This is a genomic window from Baekduia sp., from assembly GCF_035318805.1.
In the GTDB taxonomy this organism is placed as follows: domain Bacteria; phylum Actinomycetota; class Thermoleophilia; order Solirubrobacterales; family Solirubrobacteraceae; genus Baekduia.
Genome location: NZ_DATHDY010000031.1, coordinates 69,592 through 88,456, shown reverse-complemented (window position 1 = coordinate 88,456; position 18,865 = coordinate 69,592). Strand labels below are relative to the sequence as shown.

The 18,865-nt window shown below is 72.0% G+C and carries 19 protein-coding genes; 4 read left to right on the top strand and 15 right to left on the bottom strand.

What is annotated here, in order from left to right; translation table 11 throughout:
* On the bottom strand, positions 1–1,358 hold a 1,358-nt coding region (locus VK501_RS08290), incomplete at its 3' end, for an acetolactate synthase large subunit (RefSeq protein WP_324336524.1).
* A gap of 92 nt (positions 1,359–1,450) precedes the next feature.
* Here VK501_RS08290 and VK501_RS08285 point away from each other — a divergent pair.
* A complete protein-coding gene (locus tag VK501_RS08285; RefSeq protein WP_324336521.1) occupies positions 1,451–2,965 on the top strand; it encodes a SpoIID/LytB domain-containing protein in 1,515 nt (504 codons plus the stop codon).
* Between the two features lie 51 nt (positions 2,966–3,016).
* The gene (locus VK501_RS08280; RefSeq protein ID WP_324336520.1) at positions 3,017–3,580 is read left to right on the top strand and encodes a LemA family protein; all 564 of its coding nucleotides are present in this window, start codon (positions 3,017–3,019) and stop codon (positions 3,578–3,580) included.
* Here the strand turns inward: VK501_RS08280 and VK501_RS08275 are convergent.
* Genes VK501_RS08275 through VK501_RS08265 form a run of 3 tightly spaced genes read right to left on the bottom strand, consistent with a single transcriptional unit; the run spans position 3,577 to position 6,115 of the window.
* Positions 3,577–4,257 (bottom strand): TetR/AcrR family transcriptional regulator, encoded by a 681-nt coding sequence (locus VK501_RS08275; RefSeq protein WP_324336519.1) that lies wholly within the window; start codon positions 4,255–4,257, stop codon positions 3,577–3,579. The two genes, VK501_RS08280 and VK501_RS08275, sit on opposite strands and share 4 nt — an antisense overlap.
* A 12-nt stretch (positions 4,258–4,269) precedes the next feature.
* The gene (locus VK501_RS08270; RefSeq protein ID WP_324336518.1) at positions 4,270–4,731 is read right to left on the bottom strand and encodes a MaoC family dehydratase; all 462 of its coding nucleotides are present in this window, start codon (positions 4,729–4,731) and stop codon (positions 4,270–4,272) included.
* A 10-nt stretch (positions 4,732–4,741) separates the two neighbouring features.
* Entirely contained in the window at positions 4,742–6,115 is a 1,374-nt protein-coding gene (locus VK501_RS08265; protein ID WP_324336517.1) for an AarF/ABC1/UbiB kinase family protein, read from the bottom strand.
* A gap of 54 nt (positions 6,116–6,169) precedes the next feature.
* Here VK501_RS08265 and VK501_RS08260 point away from each other — a divergent pair, with 54 nt between their 5' ends.
* Together VK501_RS08260 and VK501_RS08255 are read left to right on the top strand one after the other, a co-directional pair.
* Positions 6,170–7,033, top strand: coding sequence for a 5'-3' exonuclease (locus VK501_RS08260; protein ID WP_324336516.1), 864 nt, complete (start codon positions 6,170–6,172; stop codon positions 7,031–7,033).
* A gap of 59 nt (positions 7,034–7,092) precedes the next feature.
* Entirely contained in the window at positions 7,093–9,213 is a 2,121-nt protein-coding gene (locus VK501_RS08255) for a glycoside hydrolase family 2 TIM barrel-domain containing protein (protein ID WP_324336514.1), read from the top strand.
* Between the two features lie 7 nt (positions 9,214–9,220).
* On the opposite strand, the gene VK501_RS08250 is transcribed toward VK501_RS08255, so the two are convergent.
* The 11 genes from VK501_RS08250 to VK501_RS28885 form a co-directional block, all read right to left on the bottom strand.
* Positions 9,221–9,514: a hypothetical protein gene (locus tag VK501_RS08250; RefSeq protein WP_324336512.1), complete on the bottom strand. Its 294-nt coding sequence runs from the start codon at positions 9,512–9,514 to the stop codon at positions 9,221–9,223.
* A gap of 158 nt (positions 9,515–9,672) precedes the next feature.
* Positions 9,673–10,722, bottom strand: coding sequence for a hypothetical protein (locus tag VK501_RS08245; protein WP_324336510.1), 1,050 nt, complete (start codon positions 10,720–10,722; stop codon positions 9,673–9,675).
* Entirely contained in the window at positions 10,719–11,783 is a 1,065-nt protein-coding gene (locus tag VK501_RS08240) for an AAA family ATPase (protein ID WP_324336508.1), read from the bottom strand. The genes VK501_RS08245 and VK501_RS08240 overlap by 4 nt, the downstream gene beginning before the upstream one ends.
* Before the next feature lie 168 nt (positions 11,784–11,951).
* The gene (locus VK501_RS08235) at positions 11,952–12,296 is read right to left on the bottom strand and encodes a hypothetical protein (RefSeq protein WP_324336506.1); all 345 of its coding nucleotides are present in this window, start codon (positions 12,294–12,296) and stop codon (positions 11,952–11,954) included.
* Between the two features lie 125 nt (positions 12,297–12,421).
* Entirely contained in the window at positions 12,422–12,892 is a 471-nt protein-coding gene (locus tag VK501_RS08230; RefSeq protein WP_324336504.1) for a hypothetical protein, read from the bottom strand.
* A 200-nt stretch (positions 12,893–13,092) separates the two neighbouring features.
* Complete coding sequence (locus tag VK501_RS08225) at positions 13,093–14,190, bottom strand: DUF2600 family protein (RefSeq protein ID WP_324336502.1); 1,098 nt, start codon at positions 14,188–14,190, stop codon at positions 13,093–13,095.
* 27 nt (positions 14,191–14,217) lie between these two features.
* Positions 14,218–16,806 carry an FtsX-like permease family protein gene (locus tag VK501_RS08220; RefSeq protein ID WP_324336500.1) on the bottom strand — a complete coding sequence of 863 codons (2,589 nt, stop codon included), beginning with the start codon at positions 16,804–16,806 and terminating at the stop codon, positions 14,218–14,220.
* Positions 16,803–17,447 carry an ABC transporter ATP-binding protein gene (locus VK501_RS08215; protein ID WP_324336498.1) on the bottom strand — a complete coding sequence of 215 codons (645 nt, stop codon included), beginning with the start codon at positions 17,445–17,447 and terminating at the stop codon, positions 16,803–16,805. The genes VK501_RS08220 and VK501_RS08215 overlap by 4 nt, the downstream gene beginning before the upstream one ends.
* 75 nt (positions 17,448–17,522) lie before the next feature.
* On the bottom strand, positions 17,523–18,251 hold the full coding sequence (locus VK501_RS08210) for an ATP-binding cassette domain-containing protein (RefSeq protein ID WP_324336496.1): 729 nt from the start codon (positions 18,249–18,251) through the stop codon (positions 17,523–17,525).
* Positions 18,252–18,253: 2 nt separating this feature from the next.
* Positions 18,254–18,523, bottom strand: coding sequence for a hypothetical protein (locus VK501_RS08205; protein WP_324336494.1), 270 nt, complete (start codon positions 18,521–18,523; stop codon positions 18,254–18,256).
* 10 nt (positions 18,524–18,533) lie between these two features.
* Positions 18,534–18,851 (bottom strand): PadR family transcriptional regulator, encoded by a 318-nt coding sequence (locus VK501_RS28885; RefSeq protein ID WP_414641162.1) that lies wholly within the window; start codon positions 18,849–18,851, stop codon positions 18,534–18,536.
* Positions 18,852–18,865: the final 14 nt, after the last annotated feature.

Sequence of the window (18,865 nt, the reverse complement as noted above, 5' to 3'; positions counted from 1 at the left end):
AGCCGCATCGCGGTCTCGAGCTCCTGGAAGTTCATCAGGATGCCGCCGTCGCCGTTGACCGTCACGACGCGCCGGTCCGGGTGCACGAGCTTGGCGGCGACCGCGCACGGCACGGCGAAGCCCATGCCCGCCAGGCCGTTGACGATCATCACCGTGTTGGGCTCATGGGCCGGGAACAGCCGGCCGATCCACAGCTTGTGGAGTCCCACGTCGGAGATGAGGATGTCGTCGCGGCGCAGCGCCTGGCGGATCTCGTAGAGCGCGCGCGGCGGCTGCATCGGGAAGTGCTGGTCGTCCTTCGCGGCGCCCAGGCGGCCGAGCACGACGTCGCGCAGCCGGGGGGAACCGGGCGGGTGGGACAGGTTCGGCATGTCGCGGCACTCCTCCGCCAGCCGGGTGAGCACGTGGTAGATGTCGCCCACCAGCTCGACCTCGGGCGTGAAGTACTCGTCGATCTCGGCGGGCTCGGAGTCGACGACGACGATCTTCTTGTCGCGCTTGGGGTTCCAGTGCTTGGGCGAGTGCTCGACGAGGTCGTAGCCGGTCGCGATGACGACGTCGGCGTCCTCGAAGCCGGCCATGGCGTAGTCCTTGGCCTGCAGCCCGACGGTGCCCAGCGCCTTGGGGTCCTCGTAGTCGAGCAGGCCCTTGCCCATGAACGTCTCGGCGACGGCGATCCCGGTCGCGCGGCAGAACTCGCGCAGCGCCGGCGCGGCGCGGGCGCGCACAGCGCCGTTGCCGGCCAGGACGACCGGGTTGATGGCGTTGCGGATCAGGTCGGCGGCCTTGAGCAGCTCGCGGGCGCTCGGCTCGGGCTTGACCGGGCGGCGGCGCGGCAGCGGGACGGCGTCGACCGCGGCGGCCATGACGTCCTCGGGCAGCTCGAGGTGCGTGGCGCCGGGCTTCTCGGACTCGGCAACCTTGAAGGCCTTGCGGACGACCTCGGGCACGATCTCGGGGCTCGTGACGCGGGCGTTCCACTTGGTGATCGGCCGGAACAGCTCCACCAGGTCGATGAACTGATGCGACTCCTTGTGCATCCGCTCAAGGTCGGCCTGGCCGGTGAGCGCCACGAGCGGGGCACGGTCCAGGAACGCGTCGCCGATCGCCGTGACCAGGTTCATCGCGCCCGGTCCCAGGGTTCCCAGGCAGACGCCGGCGCGGCCGGTGAGGCGCCCGTACATGTCGGCCATGTAGGCCCCGCCCTGTTCGTGTCGAACGGGGATGAAGGAGACCGACGAGTTCGCCAGCGACTGGTTGAGATCCAGCGTCTCCTCGCCCGGGATGCCGAAGACGTACTTGACGCCTTCCGCCTCGAGGCACTCGACGAACAGATCAGAGGCTCGCCGCTTGGCCACCCGTGCTCCCTACCCTCCACTCGCTTGACCGCCCGATGCTGACCGAACCTAGCACCGCAACTCCCCCGGCCTGCCCGCGTTCTGGATCACGCATGCGCCGGATCCTCACCGCCACCGCCGCCGTGCAGCTAGCCGCTCTGGGCTGCGCCTCCGCGGCCCCCGCCGCCAGCCAGCTGGTCATCAAGGGCCACGGCTACGGCCACGGCATCGGCATGAGCCAGTACGGCGCGCTCGGGTTCGCCCAGCACGGATCGTCCTACCGCGAGATCCTCGACCATTACTACGAGCAGACGCAGGTCGCCCCGCTCGCCTCAGCGCCCGACGTGCGCGTGCTGCTCAAGAGCGGCACGCGCGCCGTGGTCAGCGGCGTCGTCGCCGGCGGCCCGCGGAAGCTGAGGGCCACGAGCACGTACTCCGCGGGGCGCGCCGCCGGCGGGCGCGTGGCGCTGTACTCGGCCAGCGGCCGGCGCCTGGGCACCTACGCCGCGCCGCTGCGGCTCGCGGCGCCGAGCACGGGCGCGCTCACCCTGCACGGATCCGCCGCCAACGGCCTGCGCGACGGGCGCTACCGCGGCGCGATCGAGGTGCGGCCGACGTCCAGCGGCGTCCTGGCGATCAACGCCGTCGGCCTCGAGGACTACGTCCGCGGCGTCGTGTCGGCCGAGAGCCCTTCGAGCTGGCCCGCCGAGGCGCTGAAGGCCCAGGCCGTCGCGGCGCGCTCCTACGCGGTGACGACGAACGTCGGCACGACCACCGACGGCTTCGACCAGTACGCCGACACGCGCTCGCAGGTGTACAAGGGCGTCGCCGCCGAGTTCCCGGCCACGGACGCCGCGGTCGCCGCGACCAGGGGCGAGGTCGTCATGCAGGGCGGCCAGCCGGTCACGACCTACTTCTTCTCCACCTCCGGCGGCCACACCGAGAACATCGAGTTCTCGTTCGTCGGCTCGCTGCCGCGCACCTGGCTGAAGGGCGTCGACGATCCGTACGACGGCGTCTCGCCGCGCCATACGTGGGGCCCGTTCACGTTCTCGCAGTCGCGCGCGGAGACCAAGCTCAAGGGGCTGGTGCGCGGGAAGTTCCGCGGCATCACGGTGCTGCAGCGCGGCTCGTCGCCGCGCGTCGTGCGGGCCGAGATCGACGGGACCAACGGCGTCACGCAGGTCACGGGTCCCGAGCTGCGCAAGCGCTTCGGGCTCTACGACACGTGGGCGACGTTCACCTACATCTCGTCCGACGCCAAGCAGCCTGCGACGGGCGGCGACCCGAGCGCCGACGGCCCCAGCAGCACCACGCCCGCGAGCACGACCGTCCCCGCCGGGACCTCCACCACCGCCGGCGGCAGCACGCTGCCCGACGCGATCGACACCACCGGCGGCCAGGCCGCCTCGATCGCGCGGATGAGCCGGCCGGTCCTCAGCGGCTCCATCCAACCGGCCAGGCGGGGCCGCACGCTGCGGGTGCAGCGTCACGACGCGGGCGGTTGGCGGACGGTCGGCACGACCATCGTGGGTCAGTCCGGGAGCTACCGGACGAGCCTGCCGGGGCCCGGCGACTACCGCGTCGCGCTCGGCGACGTCGTGGGGCCCGCCGTCAACGTTCGCTGAGAGCGAGGGCCCGCAGCTCACGTCCGGGCGCGACCTGCCGATGGCGCGGGTATGACCGGCGTCGTCCTCGCCCTCGGCATCGTCCTGCTCGCAGCCATCTGGGTGCTCGGATGCTGGCGCGGGCTGACCGCGGCTCGCAACGCGGCCGACACCACCTGGGCCGACATCGACGTCCAGCTGGTGCGCCGCCACGAGCTCCTGCCCGCGCTGGTCGCGGCCGTCGAGGCCGAGACCGGCCGCGAGGCCGAGACGCTCGCCCGCATCGGGTCCGCCCGCCAGCTCGCGGAGGCCGCGACCACCCCGTTCGAGCGGGCCGACGCCGAGCGCCGCCTCGTCGCGGGGATCGCCGCCGTCGGCGCGCTGGCCGAGCGCCATCCCGGCCTCGGCGCGACCGCCGGCTTCGTCGACCTCCAGGCGCGCCTGGCGACCATCGAGGACGAGATCCAGGCGGCGCGCCGGATCTACAACGCCGACGTGCGCCTGTACCTCACGCGCCGCGGCCGCTTCCCTGGCACGCTGCTGCGCCAGCTCGGCGACTTCGACGAGCGCCCGTACTTCGAGCTCGACCACACGCGCGAGCGCGCGATCCCGACGCTCGCGCTCGCCCGCGCCTAGCCCGCCGCCGCCGCCGCGCTCGCGTCGGCGGTCAGGAACGTCACGGTCAGCGCGACCAGCTCGTCGGCGACCGCGCCGATGCCGTCGATGCCCTCGCGGTGCAGCGTCATGCCGACGATCTCGTTGATCGCCGAGATCGCGCCGATCGCCTGCAGTCGCGTGATCTCGGGCAGGTCGGGCCGCGCGACGCGCGACTCGCGGCGCCACTGCACCAGCACGTCGGCGAGCATCTCGACCCACTGCGTCCAGCGGTCGGCGAGCTCCGGCCCGGCCGCGCGCATGTGCGTCAGGAACAGGCGCGTGAACTCGGGGTGGGCGACGAGCGCGTCGAGGTAGGCCCGCGCGCCGCGGTGGATCCGCGCGACCGGGTCGGGCTCGGCGGCGACCGCGTCGATCACCGCACCGACGACGATCTCCGATGCGACCTCGAAGGCCTGCAGGAAGCAGTCGTCCTTGTCGCGGAAGTGCTCGTAGAACGTGCGCTTGGCGGTGCCGGCGCTGCGGACGACGTCGCTGATCGTCACCGCCGTCAGGCCACGATCGGCCGCGAGGGCGACGAACGCGGTCAGCAGCCGGCCGCGCTGGGAGGCGAGGACGACCTCACGGTCGAGCCCGTGCGGGCCGCGCGGGAGGACGACCGGGGCGTCGGTCTGCTGGAAGGGCGAGCGGCCGGCCACGCGGGGCGGCGCCTAGCCGCCGTAGACGCGGGCGAGCGCTTCGGCGACGCAGACCGGCTTGTCGCCGCCCTCGCGCTCGAACGTCTGCGTGACGCTGAACTGCACGCCGCCGGGCACGTCGTGGGCCTCGGTCAGCGTCGCGCGCATCCGGACCTTGGAGCCGACGGGCAGCGGCGCGGGGAAGCGGACCTTGCCGTAGCCGTAGTTGAGGCCGAACCCAGCGCCCTCCACCGTGAACATCGCGTAGGAGAACTGCGGTCCGAGGCTGAGCGTGTAGAGGCCGTGGGCGATCGTGCCGCCGAACGGCGTGTCCTTGGCGCGCTCGGGGTCGACGTGGATCCACTGGTGGTCGCCCGTCGCGTCGGCGAACGCGTCGACCGCCTCCTGGGTGACCTCGTGCCAGTCGCTGACGCCCAGCTCCTGACCGACCCTGCCCTTGAGCTCGTCGAGCCCGTTGATGACCGTGGCTGCCATGGGCGCCAGTCTATGACCGCACGGCGAGCCAGTCGGCCTCGACGCGTCCCAGCTCGGTCGACGGCGGCTCGCGGGCGATGTACTCCAGCGCGAGCGTGCCCCAGTCGGCGCCGGCGCGCAGCTCGCCGAGCACGCTGAACAGCAGGCCCTCCATGCGCCGCAGGAGCAGCGCTTGGGGCGGGATGGTCTGGCGGCGCATGTCCTCGAAGTACGGCGACGCGGGCGATCCGGAGATCTCCATGGCGTTGCGCACGTACTTGGGATCGAGGCGGCGGAAGCCGGTCGTGAAGTACCACTCGCCGGCCAGGGCGAGCTGGCCGAGCACGCGCTCGGGATCGAACGCGTCGGGGTCGGGCAGGTAGCCGAGCTCCGACATCCAGCGGTGGACCTCGGGCGCGTCGCCGCCGATGACCGCCTGCGCGAGCGCGCGCTCGCCGTCGAGGTAGTCGGCGTCCATGCGGCGGATCAGGCCGAAGTCCAAGAAGCAGACGCGGCCGTCGGCGCAGAGCAGGTAGTTGCCGGGGTGCGGGTCGCCGGCGGCGATGCGCTCGCGCCGGAGCAACCCGTAGAAGAACCGGAAGCAGATCTCGGCGAACCGGTCGCGCTCGGCTTCGGGCAGCTGCTTGACCGCGCCGAAGCCGAGGCCGTCGACGAACTCGGTGATGAGGACGCGGCGCGTCGACATCGACGTGACGACCTCGGGCACGCGGATGAGCGGGTGGTCGCGGAACGCGCGGACGACGCGGCGCTGGTTCTGCGCCTCGAGCTCGTAGTCGAGCTCCTCGCCGATGCGGTCGCGCAGCTCGCGCAGGATCGCCTTGGCGTCGAGGCCCGGCGCCAGGCGCTTGACCAGCGGCAGCAGCATCCCGGCGTTGCGCAGGTCGGTCTCGACCGCCTCGGCGACGCCCGGGTACTGGACCTTGACGGCGACGTCGCGGCCGTCGTGCAGCGTGGCGCGGTAGACCTGGCCGATCGACGCCGCGGCGATCGGCCTGTCGGAGAACGTCGCGAAGTGCTCGTCCAGCGATCCGCCGAGATCGTCGAGCAGGACCTTCTTCATGTTCTTGAAGGAGACCTGCGGCGCGTCGTCGCGCAGGGCGGCGAGCTTCTCCTTGAACGCCTCGCGCTCGCCCTCTGGCACCATGTCGAAGTCGACGGTGGAGAGCACCTGGCCGAGCTTCATCGCCGCGCCCTTCATCTGCCCGAGCTGCGTGACGAGCTCGTCGGCGAGCGCCAGGGCGCGCTTGGCGTCGGCCGCCTCGGCCTGGTCGTCGGTGCGCAGGCGGTTGGCCGCCTGGGTCCCGGCCCAGCGCGCGCCCTGCCCGGCGACGAGGCCGCCGAAGCGTGCGGTGCGGGCGAGGCGGCTGGTGGGGATCTTGGGCATCCGTGCGGTGCTGCAGCGGCGAGGCGGCGGCAGCTCATGCCAGAGTAGGGCCCAATGAGCGGCCCCCTCCTCGCCGTGGACGCCCCCTCGATCCTGTATCGCGCGTTCTACGGCCTGCCCAAGTCGATCACCGGCGCCGACGGCGCGCCGGTCAACGCGTTGCTCGGGTTCGCCAACCAGGTGCTCTGGGTGGTCGAGCGCCACCGGCCCCGCGCGGTCGTGCTGTGCACCGGCGCGGAGGCGGCCACCTACCGCACCGACCTGTTCGCGCCCTACCACGCCGACCGCCCGGAGGTCCCCGACGAGCTGGCCCCGCAGTGGGCCGCCGCGCCGGACCTGTTCCGCGCGTTCGGCTGGGCGTGGGAGGACGCGGGCGACCTGGAGGCCGACGACCTGCTCGGCGCGTACGCGCTCTCCGAGGTGGAGGCCGGCGGCACCGCGCTGCTGCTCACCGGCGACCGCGACATGTTCCAGTGCGTGGGCGAGCAGGTCACCGTGTTCTTCCCGCGCGGCGGCAAGGACGGGCCGGAGGTCGTCGACGTGCCCGGCGTCAAGCAGCGCTACGGGATCAGGCCCGAGCAGGTGCCGGACTTCATCGCGCTGCGGGGCGATCCGTCGGACGGGCTGCCGGGCGCCAAGGGCATCGGCGAGAAGACCGCGGGGGAGCTGCTGCGCGTCCACGGCGACCTCGAGACCGCGATCGCCAACGCCCGCGACGAGCGCCCCAAGGTCGCCGCGGCGCTCCGCGACCAGGCCGACGAGCTCCGCGACTTCCGCAAGATCGCGACGCTCCAGCCGATCCCAGTGGCATGCCCTCCCGACACGCCGACCGACTTCGCGGGCGCCGCGCAGGCGGTGCAGCGCCTCGGGATGCGCCGGCTTGCGGGGCGTTTGGAGGGTTTGGCGAAGAAGGAGTAGCCGGTGCGCAGGCGAACGCCGGGCTAGAGCCCGATGCACCGTCTGCCGATGCTTCAGCGATGACCCCCGCCCTGGTGCGACGCGTCGCCGCCCTCCTGACGACGACTGCGCTGATCTGCGCGGCCGCCGCCGGCACGGCCGCGGCCGCTCCCGCACCCCCGCGCGCGGTGGATCTCGACGCCGCCGGCTGGCAGTACGCGGCCGATCCGGGCGACCGCGGGCTGCGCGACCGCTGGTCCCAGAGCCAGGGCCGTCCGCCGTGGCAGCCCGTCACGCTGCCCCACGTCTTCGACCCGCACCCCGACGACGCGACCTTCACGGGCGCGACCGGCTGGTACCGCATCGCGCTGACCGCGCCGCGCGGCACGCCTGCCGGCTTCGGCTGGGGCGTGCGCTTCGAGCAGGTCCGGCGCGACGCGCAGGTCTGGCTGGACGGCAAGCGCCTCGCCGTGCACCGCGATCCGTACGCGCCGTTCACCGTCGCGCTGCCCGCGCTGGCCAACGGCGGCCGCCACGAGCTCGTCGTCCGCGCCGACAGCCACAAGGGCAGGGAGCCGCGCGAGGGCTGGTGGAACTGGGGCGGCATCACGCGCCCGGCGCAGCTCGTCCCGCTCGGCGCGCTGGTCACCCGCGACGCCGGCTTCCTGCCGCGCCGCCAGTGCGACGCCGACGGCCAGGCGTGCCGCTGGTCGGTCCTGGTCGACGCGACCGTGGAGAACCGCGGCGCGATCACCGTGCGCCCGCGCCTCGCCGCGCGGCTCAGTGATCCCGACGGCAGGCCCGCCGGCGCCGGCGCCACCACGGCCCGCCCGCTGGCCCCCGGCGAGCGGGCCCGCGTCCGCTTCGCCGTCCCGGTCGACGGCGACGCCCAGCTCTGGGCCCCCGGCCATGCCGAGCTCTACGGCGCGGCGCTCGACACGATCGCGCCCAGCGGCGTCCAGCAGACCGACCGCGCACGCATCGGCCTGCGCACGATCGGTGTCCGCGACGGTCTCCTGCAGCTCAACGGCAAGCCGATCGAGCTGCGCGGGGCGTCCATCCAGGAGGACGTCGACGGCCACGGCCCCGCGCTGACCGACGCCGACGTCGCCGGGATCGTCGCCCAGCTGAAGACGGTGGGCGCCAACGTGACGCGCGCGCACTACGCGCTCGACGAGCGCCTGCAGCGCGGCCTCGACGAGGCCGGGATCCTCGTATGGTCGCAGGCGCCGGTCTACCACCGCGACGCGAACCTCGTGACGCGCGCGCAGCGCGACGAGGCGCTCAGCACGGTGCGGGCCGCGGTGCTCGCCACGCGCAACCATCCCTCGACGATCACGCACTCGGTCGCCAACGAGCTGTCGGTGATCCCCGACCAGGTGCCCGGCACCGCCGCCTTCCTGCGCGACGCTCGCGCGCTGACGGTCGACCTCGACCCGACGCTGCCGACCGCCGTCGACACGCTGAGCTACCCGGGCTTCCCGCGCCAGGAGGCCTACGCTGCGTTCGACCTGCTGGGCATCAACAGCTACTTCGGGTGGTATCCCGGCAAGCCCGGCCACTCGACCGCCGACATCCGGTCGCTTGCGCCGTACCTGCGCGGCATGCGCGCCATGTACCCGAGCGCCGGCCTCGTGCTGACCGAGTTCGGCGCCGAGGCGACGATGACCGGCCCGGCGAACGAGAAGGAGACCTACGCCTTCCAGGACGTCTACACGCGCGACGTGCTGAACGTCGTCGGCAGCTCGCCCACGCTGAGCGGCGCGATCTACTGGACGCTGCGCGAGTTCGCGGTCAAGCCGAAGTGGGACGGCGGCGCCCAGCGCGGCGGCGTGGAGCGCGACGCGATCCACAACAAGGGCCTGGTCACCTACGACGGGCGCACGAAGCCCGCGTGGAACGCCCTGCGCGACGACATCCGCAAGACCCCGCTGGTCCGCGGCGACGCCGACGTGGCCTACGCGCTCAACACCCGCGTGGCCGTCCACGACCGCGGCCGCATCGGCGGAGGCGTGGCGATCGGCATCCTCGCCGCGCTGCTCGTCCTGCTCGCCGTTGACGTCTGGGCCTTCCTCGGCTGGCGCGGCGCGATCCTCGCCGACGACCGCGAGACGCGCGACCGCCGCCGCCGCGGTGCGATCGCCGCGGTGCCCGCCGGCGACGTGGCCGAGCCTGCGGCGGCGCTGCGCAGCGTGGCTTAGGACGTTCTCAGAAGCGCGTCTGGCGCGGGTCGCGCCGGGTGGACCACGCGCTCTGGCCGCGCGAGCGGCGCACGAGGTACACAAGCAGCGTCGCGACGAGCACGCTGACGATGAACGAGCCGCCGTTGCGGTCGCCGGTGATCGCGTACACGATGAACCCGGCGATGAGCGAGGCGACCAGGCCGATGCCGATCGTCGCCCAGATGCTCATCGGATCGGGACCGGGCAGCGCGAGGCGGCCGAGGCCCCCGACGATGAGCCCGGTGAGGGCCAGCAGGACGATGAAGAGCAGGAGACTCATGGCCTTCTGGGCTGTACCCGTGGCGGGGCGCCGCGATGCGGAGCCTGCATATCAGGGATCGGCGTCGGCTCGCGGTGGCTCGAACCGCCGGTGTCCATGGGGCGAGGGGTGGCGCTAGCGAAACTGACGGAACGTTTCGCGAGTTTCGCCGATCGCCGTCACAGCATAACGTCGTCGGCGCCGCCGAGGATGTGCTCGGCGCCGATCGCCGATGAACAGGCGGCTTGGGCTCGGCCGAGGGCAGCGTGAGCCACGGCGAGAATGGTGCGGATCGACCGCTCTTCCTGGGCGCGGTAGACGGCGAAGAGCTCGCTGAGGGCGTCGGGCTCGATCGCTTCGCGGGCGGTCGCCGACGCGCGTGCGAATGCCACACGCGGGTCGAGCATCCGCGCGAGGGCGTCCTCACTCGGCAGCTCGGGGATCGTGATGTGCCGCTCGATTAGGCCGGTGGTGTGCCGGCGGTAGTCTTCGCGATCCAGGTAGTGCGGATGGGCCGCCACGACGATGCCGGCGTGCAGCTGCTCAACAACCGCGCGCAGGACCGAGCCGAAGAAGGCGGGGATCAGCTCGTCGGCCGCGGCGCGGCCGATGAAGCGGTCGGTGTCGTCCATGATCAGGACGGGATCCAAGTCGTAGGCCTTGATCGCTTCGATGACATCGTTGGCGCGCTGCAGCACGGCCTCCTCGGACCGCGGGAGCGACCCTCCGCCGGCCGTACGGGTGATGTCGACCGCGACGTTGCCGCGCAGGATCCACGCCTGCAGTGTCCCTCCAACCCCGACCCGACGTGCATGGGTCGGCAGGCGGATGTCGGTCGTGGCGCCGGCGAGCAGCTCGTCGCGCTGCGCCTGCGGGATGCGAGCGACGCCACGGGCGGTCTCCAGGATGACCTCGACGAGATACTGCGCGAAGCGCAGCGGGTCCTTGGCGACCTCGTCGCTCTTGTACGCCACGGGCACCCAGATCGGCGCGATGCGGTCGGGAGGCGTGTCGAGGGTGAAGCGCGCGACGCTCGTCTTGCCCGAGCCCGAGTGCGCGGTGAGCGCGACGCGCTCGTACTTGACGACCGCCTGGCGCAGACCGTGCTCAGTCGCCTGCGTCTCCGTGAGGTCGTCGAACGGCACGTGATACTCGCCCATGTCGACGTCGAGCAACATGGGGTCGAACGCGTGGGCGTCGAACAGCGCCGTGATCAGGCTGCCGGTCACGTCACGCTCCTCAACCTGTAGGTCTTGCTGGGCCGGCCCGGGCGCCCTCCGGGCGACGGAGCAGACTCCACGACCCCGGCCGACTCGAGCTCCTGGAAGACCTGACGCAGGCGGCTCGGCTTCCAGCCCAGCTGCCACTGGAGATCTTCGTCGGTCGCCTGCCCTGACCCGCCGCGTTCGCGCAAGAGGCCGGCGAGCCGCCGCGCCGGCGCGCTGACGGTCTGCAGCCGCTCGGCCAGCTGCGCCTCGCGCTCCTCGGCGTCTCGCAGCGATCCGCCGGCAACGACCGCCCGGGTGAGCGTGACCAGCGAGCGCGGGACGCCCTCAGAAAGGCGCACGATGTGGTCCAACGTCGCATCGTCCAGTGCCTCGTCCTCCGGGCCGATCCGCGCCCGCACGAGCTCGCGGCTGGCCTCCGGGCTTAACGGCGGCAGCTCCAAGTCGCGCTCGAAGAAGACGTCGGCGGGCGGTTCGCGGAGCCGCTCGCGCAACGCGCCGTCCGCGGCCAGGACCCACGTCGCCCCGATTCCCCACAGCTCGTCGCGCATGCGCCCGAACACCGTCATCGCAACGGCTGGGCCGGCGACCCCGTCGATCAGGAGGACCGGTTGGATGGCGTCGGCGCGCAGCCGCTCGGCGATCTCCGCCATCGCGCGCAGCGGCGCGAGCAGGGCGACGCCAGACTGCTCGTCGATGACGCCGCGCCGGGATCGGGCTAGCGCTCGATCCAGGACGCCGTCGTCGTCAGCGAGGACGCCCTCGGCCTGGGCGGCGTCGGCGAGCGCGAGGAGGGCGGTGACGACAAAGTCGTAAGGCGTGCCGGGTTCGCCGGTGACCAGCACCGGCAGCCACCGAGAGCTCGGGGACTCGGTGTCCGGCGTGTGGGCTTCGTACAGTAGATGGCTGAGCACCGTGGTCTTGCCGATGCCTCGCGGCCCATAGATGATGGTGTTCAGGCGCGCGTCTGCGCCCTCGCGCAAGCGATCCAGCACGTCGTCACGGTCGACGAAGAACGACTGGTCGCGCTTGGTCGCCAGCAGGGGAGCGTTGCGGAGCTCCATGCGACGAAATTAGCATTTCGTTTCGATAATTTCAACACGGCGGGCGGCAGGACGCCGCCCGGCGTGCGCTAGTACACGATCCGCATCCACGGTCGACGGTGAGTCGCTGTCGATCGGCTCGCGCTTGCTCGCGCGTTGCGGCAGTCGATCAGGAGGTGTGTGCGCCGGTCAGGAGCCGAGGCCGGCGTGGTGCCGACTCACGATCTCGAGGACCTGGGGCCTGAAGTGGTTCTTCAGCAGGTTCGACAGCTCCCGGCGAGCCTGGTCGTCAAGGTGGACCGGGCGCGGGTAGCCGCCGTCGGGCGCCGGGAGGGTCAGCGCGCCGCAGAGCCCGAGGAGCGTGCCGACCGGGTCGGCGAGGTGCGTGTCGTCCTCGGCGGGGGCGAGCGCGTAGAAGTGCTCGACGGCGCCGCGGACACGTCCCTCCTCGGCGAACTCGACTACGCCGGCCGAGACCAGTGTCCGAACGTGGTAGGCGATCGAGCCCAGGCTGCCGCCGGTGACCTTGCTCAACCGCGTAGGACTGATCGGACGTCCGTAGCTGCGCATGACGTCGATGATCTGATCGCGCGCAGGATGCGGACGCAATGTCGCCCGCCGCTGCTGCTGCTGCTTTTTGGTGCTGGCCTTCGCCGTCACTAGTTGACGTCCTTGGCGCAGGGGTGGGGTTGGGTTCGTTCAGGTACGACGTGGTTCGTCCTGCGGGTCGGCGAGACCGTGTGCCGGGCGGTCAACAACCTCAGCTTCTCCGCTGCGCCGGCATCGCCATGGTCGGCCTCGTCCTGCAGACGTTCGAGAATCTCGGCGGCGACCAGTCCCTCGCGAACCCGGTCATAGATCTCGGGAGCGCCAGCTTTCAGGGTGGCCAGCGCCATGGCGTTTCTGTGGCTGGACTCAATCGGGAGATGGTCGTCGATCGCGAAGAACACTGCTTCGGTTTGGGTGCGCTCGACGGCGGGGTCCCCCCGGGTGACGGCGATGACCCAGCGAAGCTCCTGGTCGGCGGCTCGCATGCCGTCGATCGTCTCGAGGAAGGCGTCGGCGGCCGCCGTCTGCGCCGCGTCGACCGCGCTCCGAAGACGCGCCTGACCGGCGCGTTCGTCGCGCAAGCGGCGCTCGGAGAGATCGGTGACTGAGGTGTCGACAATGGGCCGTGCCGGTCGTGACCGCAGGCGCGAGCGAGTAGGCGTGGCCGCGCAGAGCTGCGCTTGACCGGGTCCACGGTACGTGGCGCCCTGTGGACAAACTAGTGTCACGCGCACTAGTGCCGACGGCACTACTTCCGGGCGATGAAGGCTTCTGCAGCGTGTCAGGCGGCGTGCTGTCGGCACGCGATGCGCCAAGCGCGAACGATCGGGATCAGCAGCCCGGTCAGCGTGCCGCCGCTGGCGGCCAGCGCTTCGGTGCTGCTGCGCAGCGGGCGGCTACGGGCCCTCTCGGTGGTGAGGTACATCGCCGTCATCGACGCCACGATCACCAGATGGCGCTTTCCGTTGCGCAACGCTCCCACCTCGCGAAGTGCCCGATCGATCAGAACGGCGATCCGGTCGACGGCGACCTCCGATGTGGGGTAGCAGGCGAAGTAGTTGTGCGCGCCGCTCGTCGCGTCCTCGACCTGGTCGATGTAGTTGTCGAGCAGCGAGCTCACGCTCGCCACCCACGTGTACGCGCCGACGGCGCGTCGGAGATCGTCGTCGTCGGTGTGCTCGTCGGCGGCGAGGGCCAGGAGGACGATCGCCGTCAGCAGCGAGCTGGCGCCGGCGGTCAGCTCCCACCACGCAGGCTCGGTCACCGCTCCGAACTCGCGGGCGGCGAGCCGCTTCAGTCGGTCGGCTCGTCGCCGAGGATCGCGGTCGTGCTCAAGGTCGAGCGAGCGCGCGCGACGAGCCTGCTGCACGAGCAGCCCGCGGGCCTCGCGGTAGTGCGGGAGCGTCGCGCAGCCGACTCGACAGGTCTGCGCCAGCGCATGCAGGTACCCCCCGTCCGGCGCGGCAGGCCCGTCACCGTAGTAGCTCGTCAGTGGACGGTCGACGTCGACGACCTCCAAGAAGGCCCGCATCGAGCTCCCAGGGCTGGCGCCTGCGCCGCGACCGGCGCGCTCGCTGGTGTGATCGTGGAAGTTCGCCAGCGTCTGGAAGGCCACGAGCAGGCGCAGCAGCTCGGGTCGGCGACGGTCCGGCAGGATCCAGAACAGCGCGGCCCCATCCAGCAGCGGGCGCTCATCGCCCAGCGCCTCAAGGGCGTGGCGACGGATCAACGGGTCCGGGATGGCCAGAGCGCGCGTGCGCCAGCCTGCGAACTCGGCGCGAACGGCACGAAGCCCCCAACCGAGTTCACGCGTGGCGCTTGTGGCCAGAGCGCGCGACTGGCCGGCAGAGAGCGCTGCCGGACCCTGGCAGTCCTCCACCGGATGCGGTCCCGTGCCCGCCAAGCTCTAGTCCCGCCATGCGGGCCGGACTCTCGCGACGAGGTATCCCGGCACGATCACCACGAGCAATGACGCCCCGATCACCAGTGCGACGGTCAACGCCGCGATGTCGAGACGCACGCTCTGGACGACGGGGAACCCGGTGACAACCTCAACGCCACGGGTGCAGAGCTCTTGCCCGAGCAGTCCGAAGAGGCCGCCGGCGAGGGCACCGGTGCCAAACAGCACGCTGGTCTCGATGACGAGCGACCGCCACATGAGACCTGCGCGCAGCCCGTGGAGCTTGAGGCTGGCCACTACGGGCCGGTGCTGCCAGAGCAGGCCGGTCATCGCGGCGCTCATGGCGAGCACCGCCGCGAGGAGCGTCAGCGCGGCGATCTGCCGGAGTCGCGACAGCCCTGCACGGCCGACCTCGCTCTGCCGCTCAGCTCGCTGCGCGGCGGTCTCGACGCGCAGCGCCGATCGCGGTCCAAGCGCGTCGGCGACCTGCCGGCGGCCCTCAGCGGGGCTCGCGCCGGGCGCCAGCCGCACGTGGTACGCGGCGATCGCCTCGCTGCCCCAGGCGCGCGCGAAGTCCGTGGCGTTGATCATCACGGCGCCCGCCGACCACCCGAGGTTCGTGGTGATAGCTGCGACGCGCAGGGCGGTCGGGTTCGGAGCGGCCAGGATGAAGCGCCGGCCGATGCGGAGCCCCATATCGTCGGCCAACGCGCGTGAGACCGTCGCCCAGCCGCCGGCGCGGATGCGCGCGGTTGCATGCTGCATGTCGCCCTCGAGGATCTGGTGCGGCGGGATCGGCTGCTGCGTGTCGCGCGACGCGCCGATGACCCAGGCGCGCCGATCGGCGAGGTCCAGCAGCCCAGCCCGGTACAGCCCGATGCTGCGAACCGCCGGCAGGCGCGCGAGCGCCTGGGCCGCGGTCGGCTCAAACGTGGAGGTGCCGATGGCGCTGCCGGCGCCCGTCGGCGCGGCCCAGACGGCGGTTACGGCGGTAAGGCCGCGGGCGAGGTCGTCCAGCCCCGCCTGCAGGTTGGCTCGTGCGCCCTGGAGTGCCGTCGCGCCGAAGACGGCGATCGCGCCGGTGGTGGCGATCGCCAAGGCGCGGGTGCGCCAGCGGCGGGCGCGCAGTTGCTGAAGCGCCAGCTCGATCGCGACGAGCGACCGCGCGCGCCGGTTGCACCATTCCAGGCCCGCGATCGTCCCGGTCAGGATCGCCGGCAACAGCAGCACCAGCGCCAGGGCGAGCAGCACGAGACCGAGGACCGCGACGCCCGGGGCGGCCGCGGTGATCGCGACAGCCGCCGCAAGGCACGCGACGCCCACGATCGGAAGCGGTCCGCGAACCGGCGGCCGGTGACCGGAGCGCTCGTGCCCATGTGCGTGAGGGCGCGTGGGGCGCAGACTCCGGGGAAGGCTCGCGACGACGATCTGGCGCAGGGGCGCGAGCACCCCGAACGTGGCCGCGAGAAGACCCCCGGCGCTGGCGATCGCGATGCTCTGCCAGGTCACGATCCGCTGATCGCCGATCGGAAACGCTCCGGAGAGGAAGCTGACGTCCGACTCGAAGCCTTGCCGCGACAGCAGCTCGCCCGCTGCGAGTCCCAACGTGGTGCCGGCGATCCCGATCATCGCGGCGTCTACGAGCAGCGTCATGAGCGTCGCCGACGGCGGATAGCCTTGATCGCGCTGCTGGGTCGCGAGCTTGCGTCGCTCGGCCGCGGTCACCAGCAGCGCGCAGACCGCGAACAGCCAGCCGACCAGTGCGCTCAGGACGCTGAAGAGCGTCGAGGCCTGGCTCGTCGGCCTCGCGGACTGGTCGAAGAGCTTCGTCTCGTAGTCGGTGGGCCGGACGTCCAGGTGGCCGCCGGCGGCCAGACGTTGGAGACCGCGGCGCACGCTCTCGACTTGCCCCGGCCGCGCCTCGACGAGGATCCGCGTGACACGCGGCCCGGCGCCCCCGAGCCGCTGGAGATAGGCCAGTGGCACAAGTGCGATCGAGGTCGTGGCCAGCGATCCGATCTGCTCGCGACCGGCGACGACGGCCGGCACGCTGATCGTGCGCCCGGCGAGCTGCACCCGGACGTCGTCGCCGACGCCCACGCCGATCGCGCGAGCCATCGGGGAGGGCACGACGAGCGTCTCCTGCTCGGCCGCGTCGGCGCTGGTGAAGCCCTGCAGCAGATTGCCGCGCAGTCGAACCATTCTTCGATCGGCGCCGAACAGGGTCACGCCGCGCTGGCCGCGCGGCCCCACGAGATTGCCCGGCACCTGCAGCCCCGGGGCCGCCCGGCGCACTCCCGGCAGTGCAATCACCTGCTCGTAGGTCTGCTCGGGCATGCCCGCCGAGCCGCGGGAGAGCAGCTGTAGCTGGCTGTGGCCGACGAGCCCTTCAGTAATGCTTCGGACCGGTCCCGACAGCGACGTCGAGGCCACCTGGGTGGCGTACAACAGCGCGACGCCGGCGGCGATGCCGAGCACCGCCGACAGCTCCTGCACCCACCGCCTGCGCAGGCGCACCCGATACAACCCCAGAGCGCTCGACAGCCGCAGCCGCCCGGGCTTCGTCGACTCCAGGCCCCAGGCGGCCAAGCTCACGGGGTCGGCACGGCCTCAGGGCCGCAGTCGCGCAGCACGCCGTCCTGCAGCGTGTAGACCTTGTCGGCGTAGGCGATCGCATGCTCGTCGTGGGTCACGAGCAGCGTCGCCATCTGGCGCGCATGCGTTGCCGCCCGCAGCAGTCCGAGGACGTCGTGGCTGCGCCGGGTGTCCAGACTTCCGGTCGGCTCGTCCGCGAGGACGACCTGCGGGTCCAGCGACAGAGCACGAGCGATCACCACACACTGACGCTCGCCCATCGACAGCGTGTCGGCCCGATGCTCGAGGCGCAGACCGAGGCCGAGCTCCTCCAGCAGCGGAGCCACGCTCCGGCGCGCTCGGCGCAGGCTTCGCACCGCCACGAGCTGCTTGGTCGCAGCGTTGTCGAGCGCGCTGGCTCCGTCGAGCAAGTCAGAGTCCTGGTTGATCCACCCCAGCACGTACATGCGGTAGTCGGAGGCGTCCTTGTCCGACAGCGCCGTCACATCCCGACCCTTGACGAACACGCCGCCGGCGTCGGGCGGCTCGATGGCGGCGGCGATCCTCAGCAGTGTGCTCTTGCCCGATCCCGATGGCCCATAGAGGGCGACCAGCTCACCGGCGTCGACTGTGAGCGACAAGCCATCGACGGCGCGGACCACCTCGCCGCCGCTGTCGTAGTGCTTGCGGACGTCGCGGAACTCGAGCAAAGGCGGGGTGTTCATCGCGCCGTCGCGTCAGCCCGGTCGCGCGTCGCCGGCCCGCAACGGCAAGACCATGCCCATCGGGCGGGCGGGCGGCCCAGCGAGGCGTCCGTCGGCCAGCGACCAGATCCGGTCGGCGCCCTGGAGCTCGGCCAGCTCGGCGGCCGTCATCAGGACCGCGACGCCGAGCCCGGCGATCGAGTGCAGCAAATCCATGATCTCCGCGCGCCGCGGCGCGCTGACGCCCGCTACCGGATCGTCAACGACGAGCAACCTCGGCCCACGGACGATCGCCTCGGCGATCGCGACGAGCATCCGCTCGCCGTCGGCGAGGTTCTCCCACGGCTCAGCTGCGAGGTCGGCGGCGCCAACGCGCTCAAGGGCGACATGCGAGCGTCGCAGGGCGGTGCGCCAGGAACAGCTGTTGACCATCGCCGACGCGATCCACGCCTCGGCCGGCAGCTCCTCGATCTCCGGGCCGCGACGCGTCGCAAGACCGATCTGCGCGTGCAGCGCACCTCGCTGATCCTGACGGGACGTCTCGGAGAGGCGACGTCCGTCGAACGTCACCCGTCCCTCGTCGGGAGACAGGACGCCCGCAACGACCTTGTCCAGTGTCGTCTTGCCGGCGCTGCGATCGCCCCAGATGCCGCCAAACTCTCCAGCTTCCAGATCGAGCGAGACACCTGTGAGCACCTGGACGGGTCGCCGTCCGCGCCAGTGGCACACACTCACGGACTCGACGGTCAGCAGCGGAGCCACGCTCAGCAGTCCTGCACGGCGTGATGGCGCTGCAGCGCCTCGAGTGTCAGACGGAGGTTGCGTAAGACCTTGGAGCGACCGGCGACGTCGGCCGCCTCGGTCTTGCCGAGCAGGACGGCCGTGACGGCCTCCCACGGCGCGCCTCTCGCAACCAAGGACTCGACGTCGGGCATCCGCAGGCCCTGAAGCCTCGTCATGCACGCCTGCTCGGCGCTGGCCACGAACTCGATCAACATCGGCAGATCCTGGCGCCGCGCTGCCCCGATCCGCATGCACAGATCCTCATAGGTCGTCGGCGGCCGTTGGAGCCATGCCTCGAAGCGCTGCTCGCCCTCGGCCGTCGCACCGTACGTCGTCTTGCCAAGCCGATCCGGCCCCCCGTCCGGGCCCCGAGTCCAGCGGCTCGATCAGCTGCTCATGACTGAGTCGGCGCAGCGCCTTGTAGATCGACGAACCCGTCGGGACAAGGACGGGGTCCAACGGCCAGCGTCGAATCTGCTCGACCAGCGCATAACCGTGTGTCGGCCGACGCGCAAGCAGGCCCAGCACTGCGTATCGAGTCGACTCAGACACCACACCTCCTTTTGGAGACGCGATCATATCTATTCCAAGGT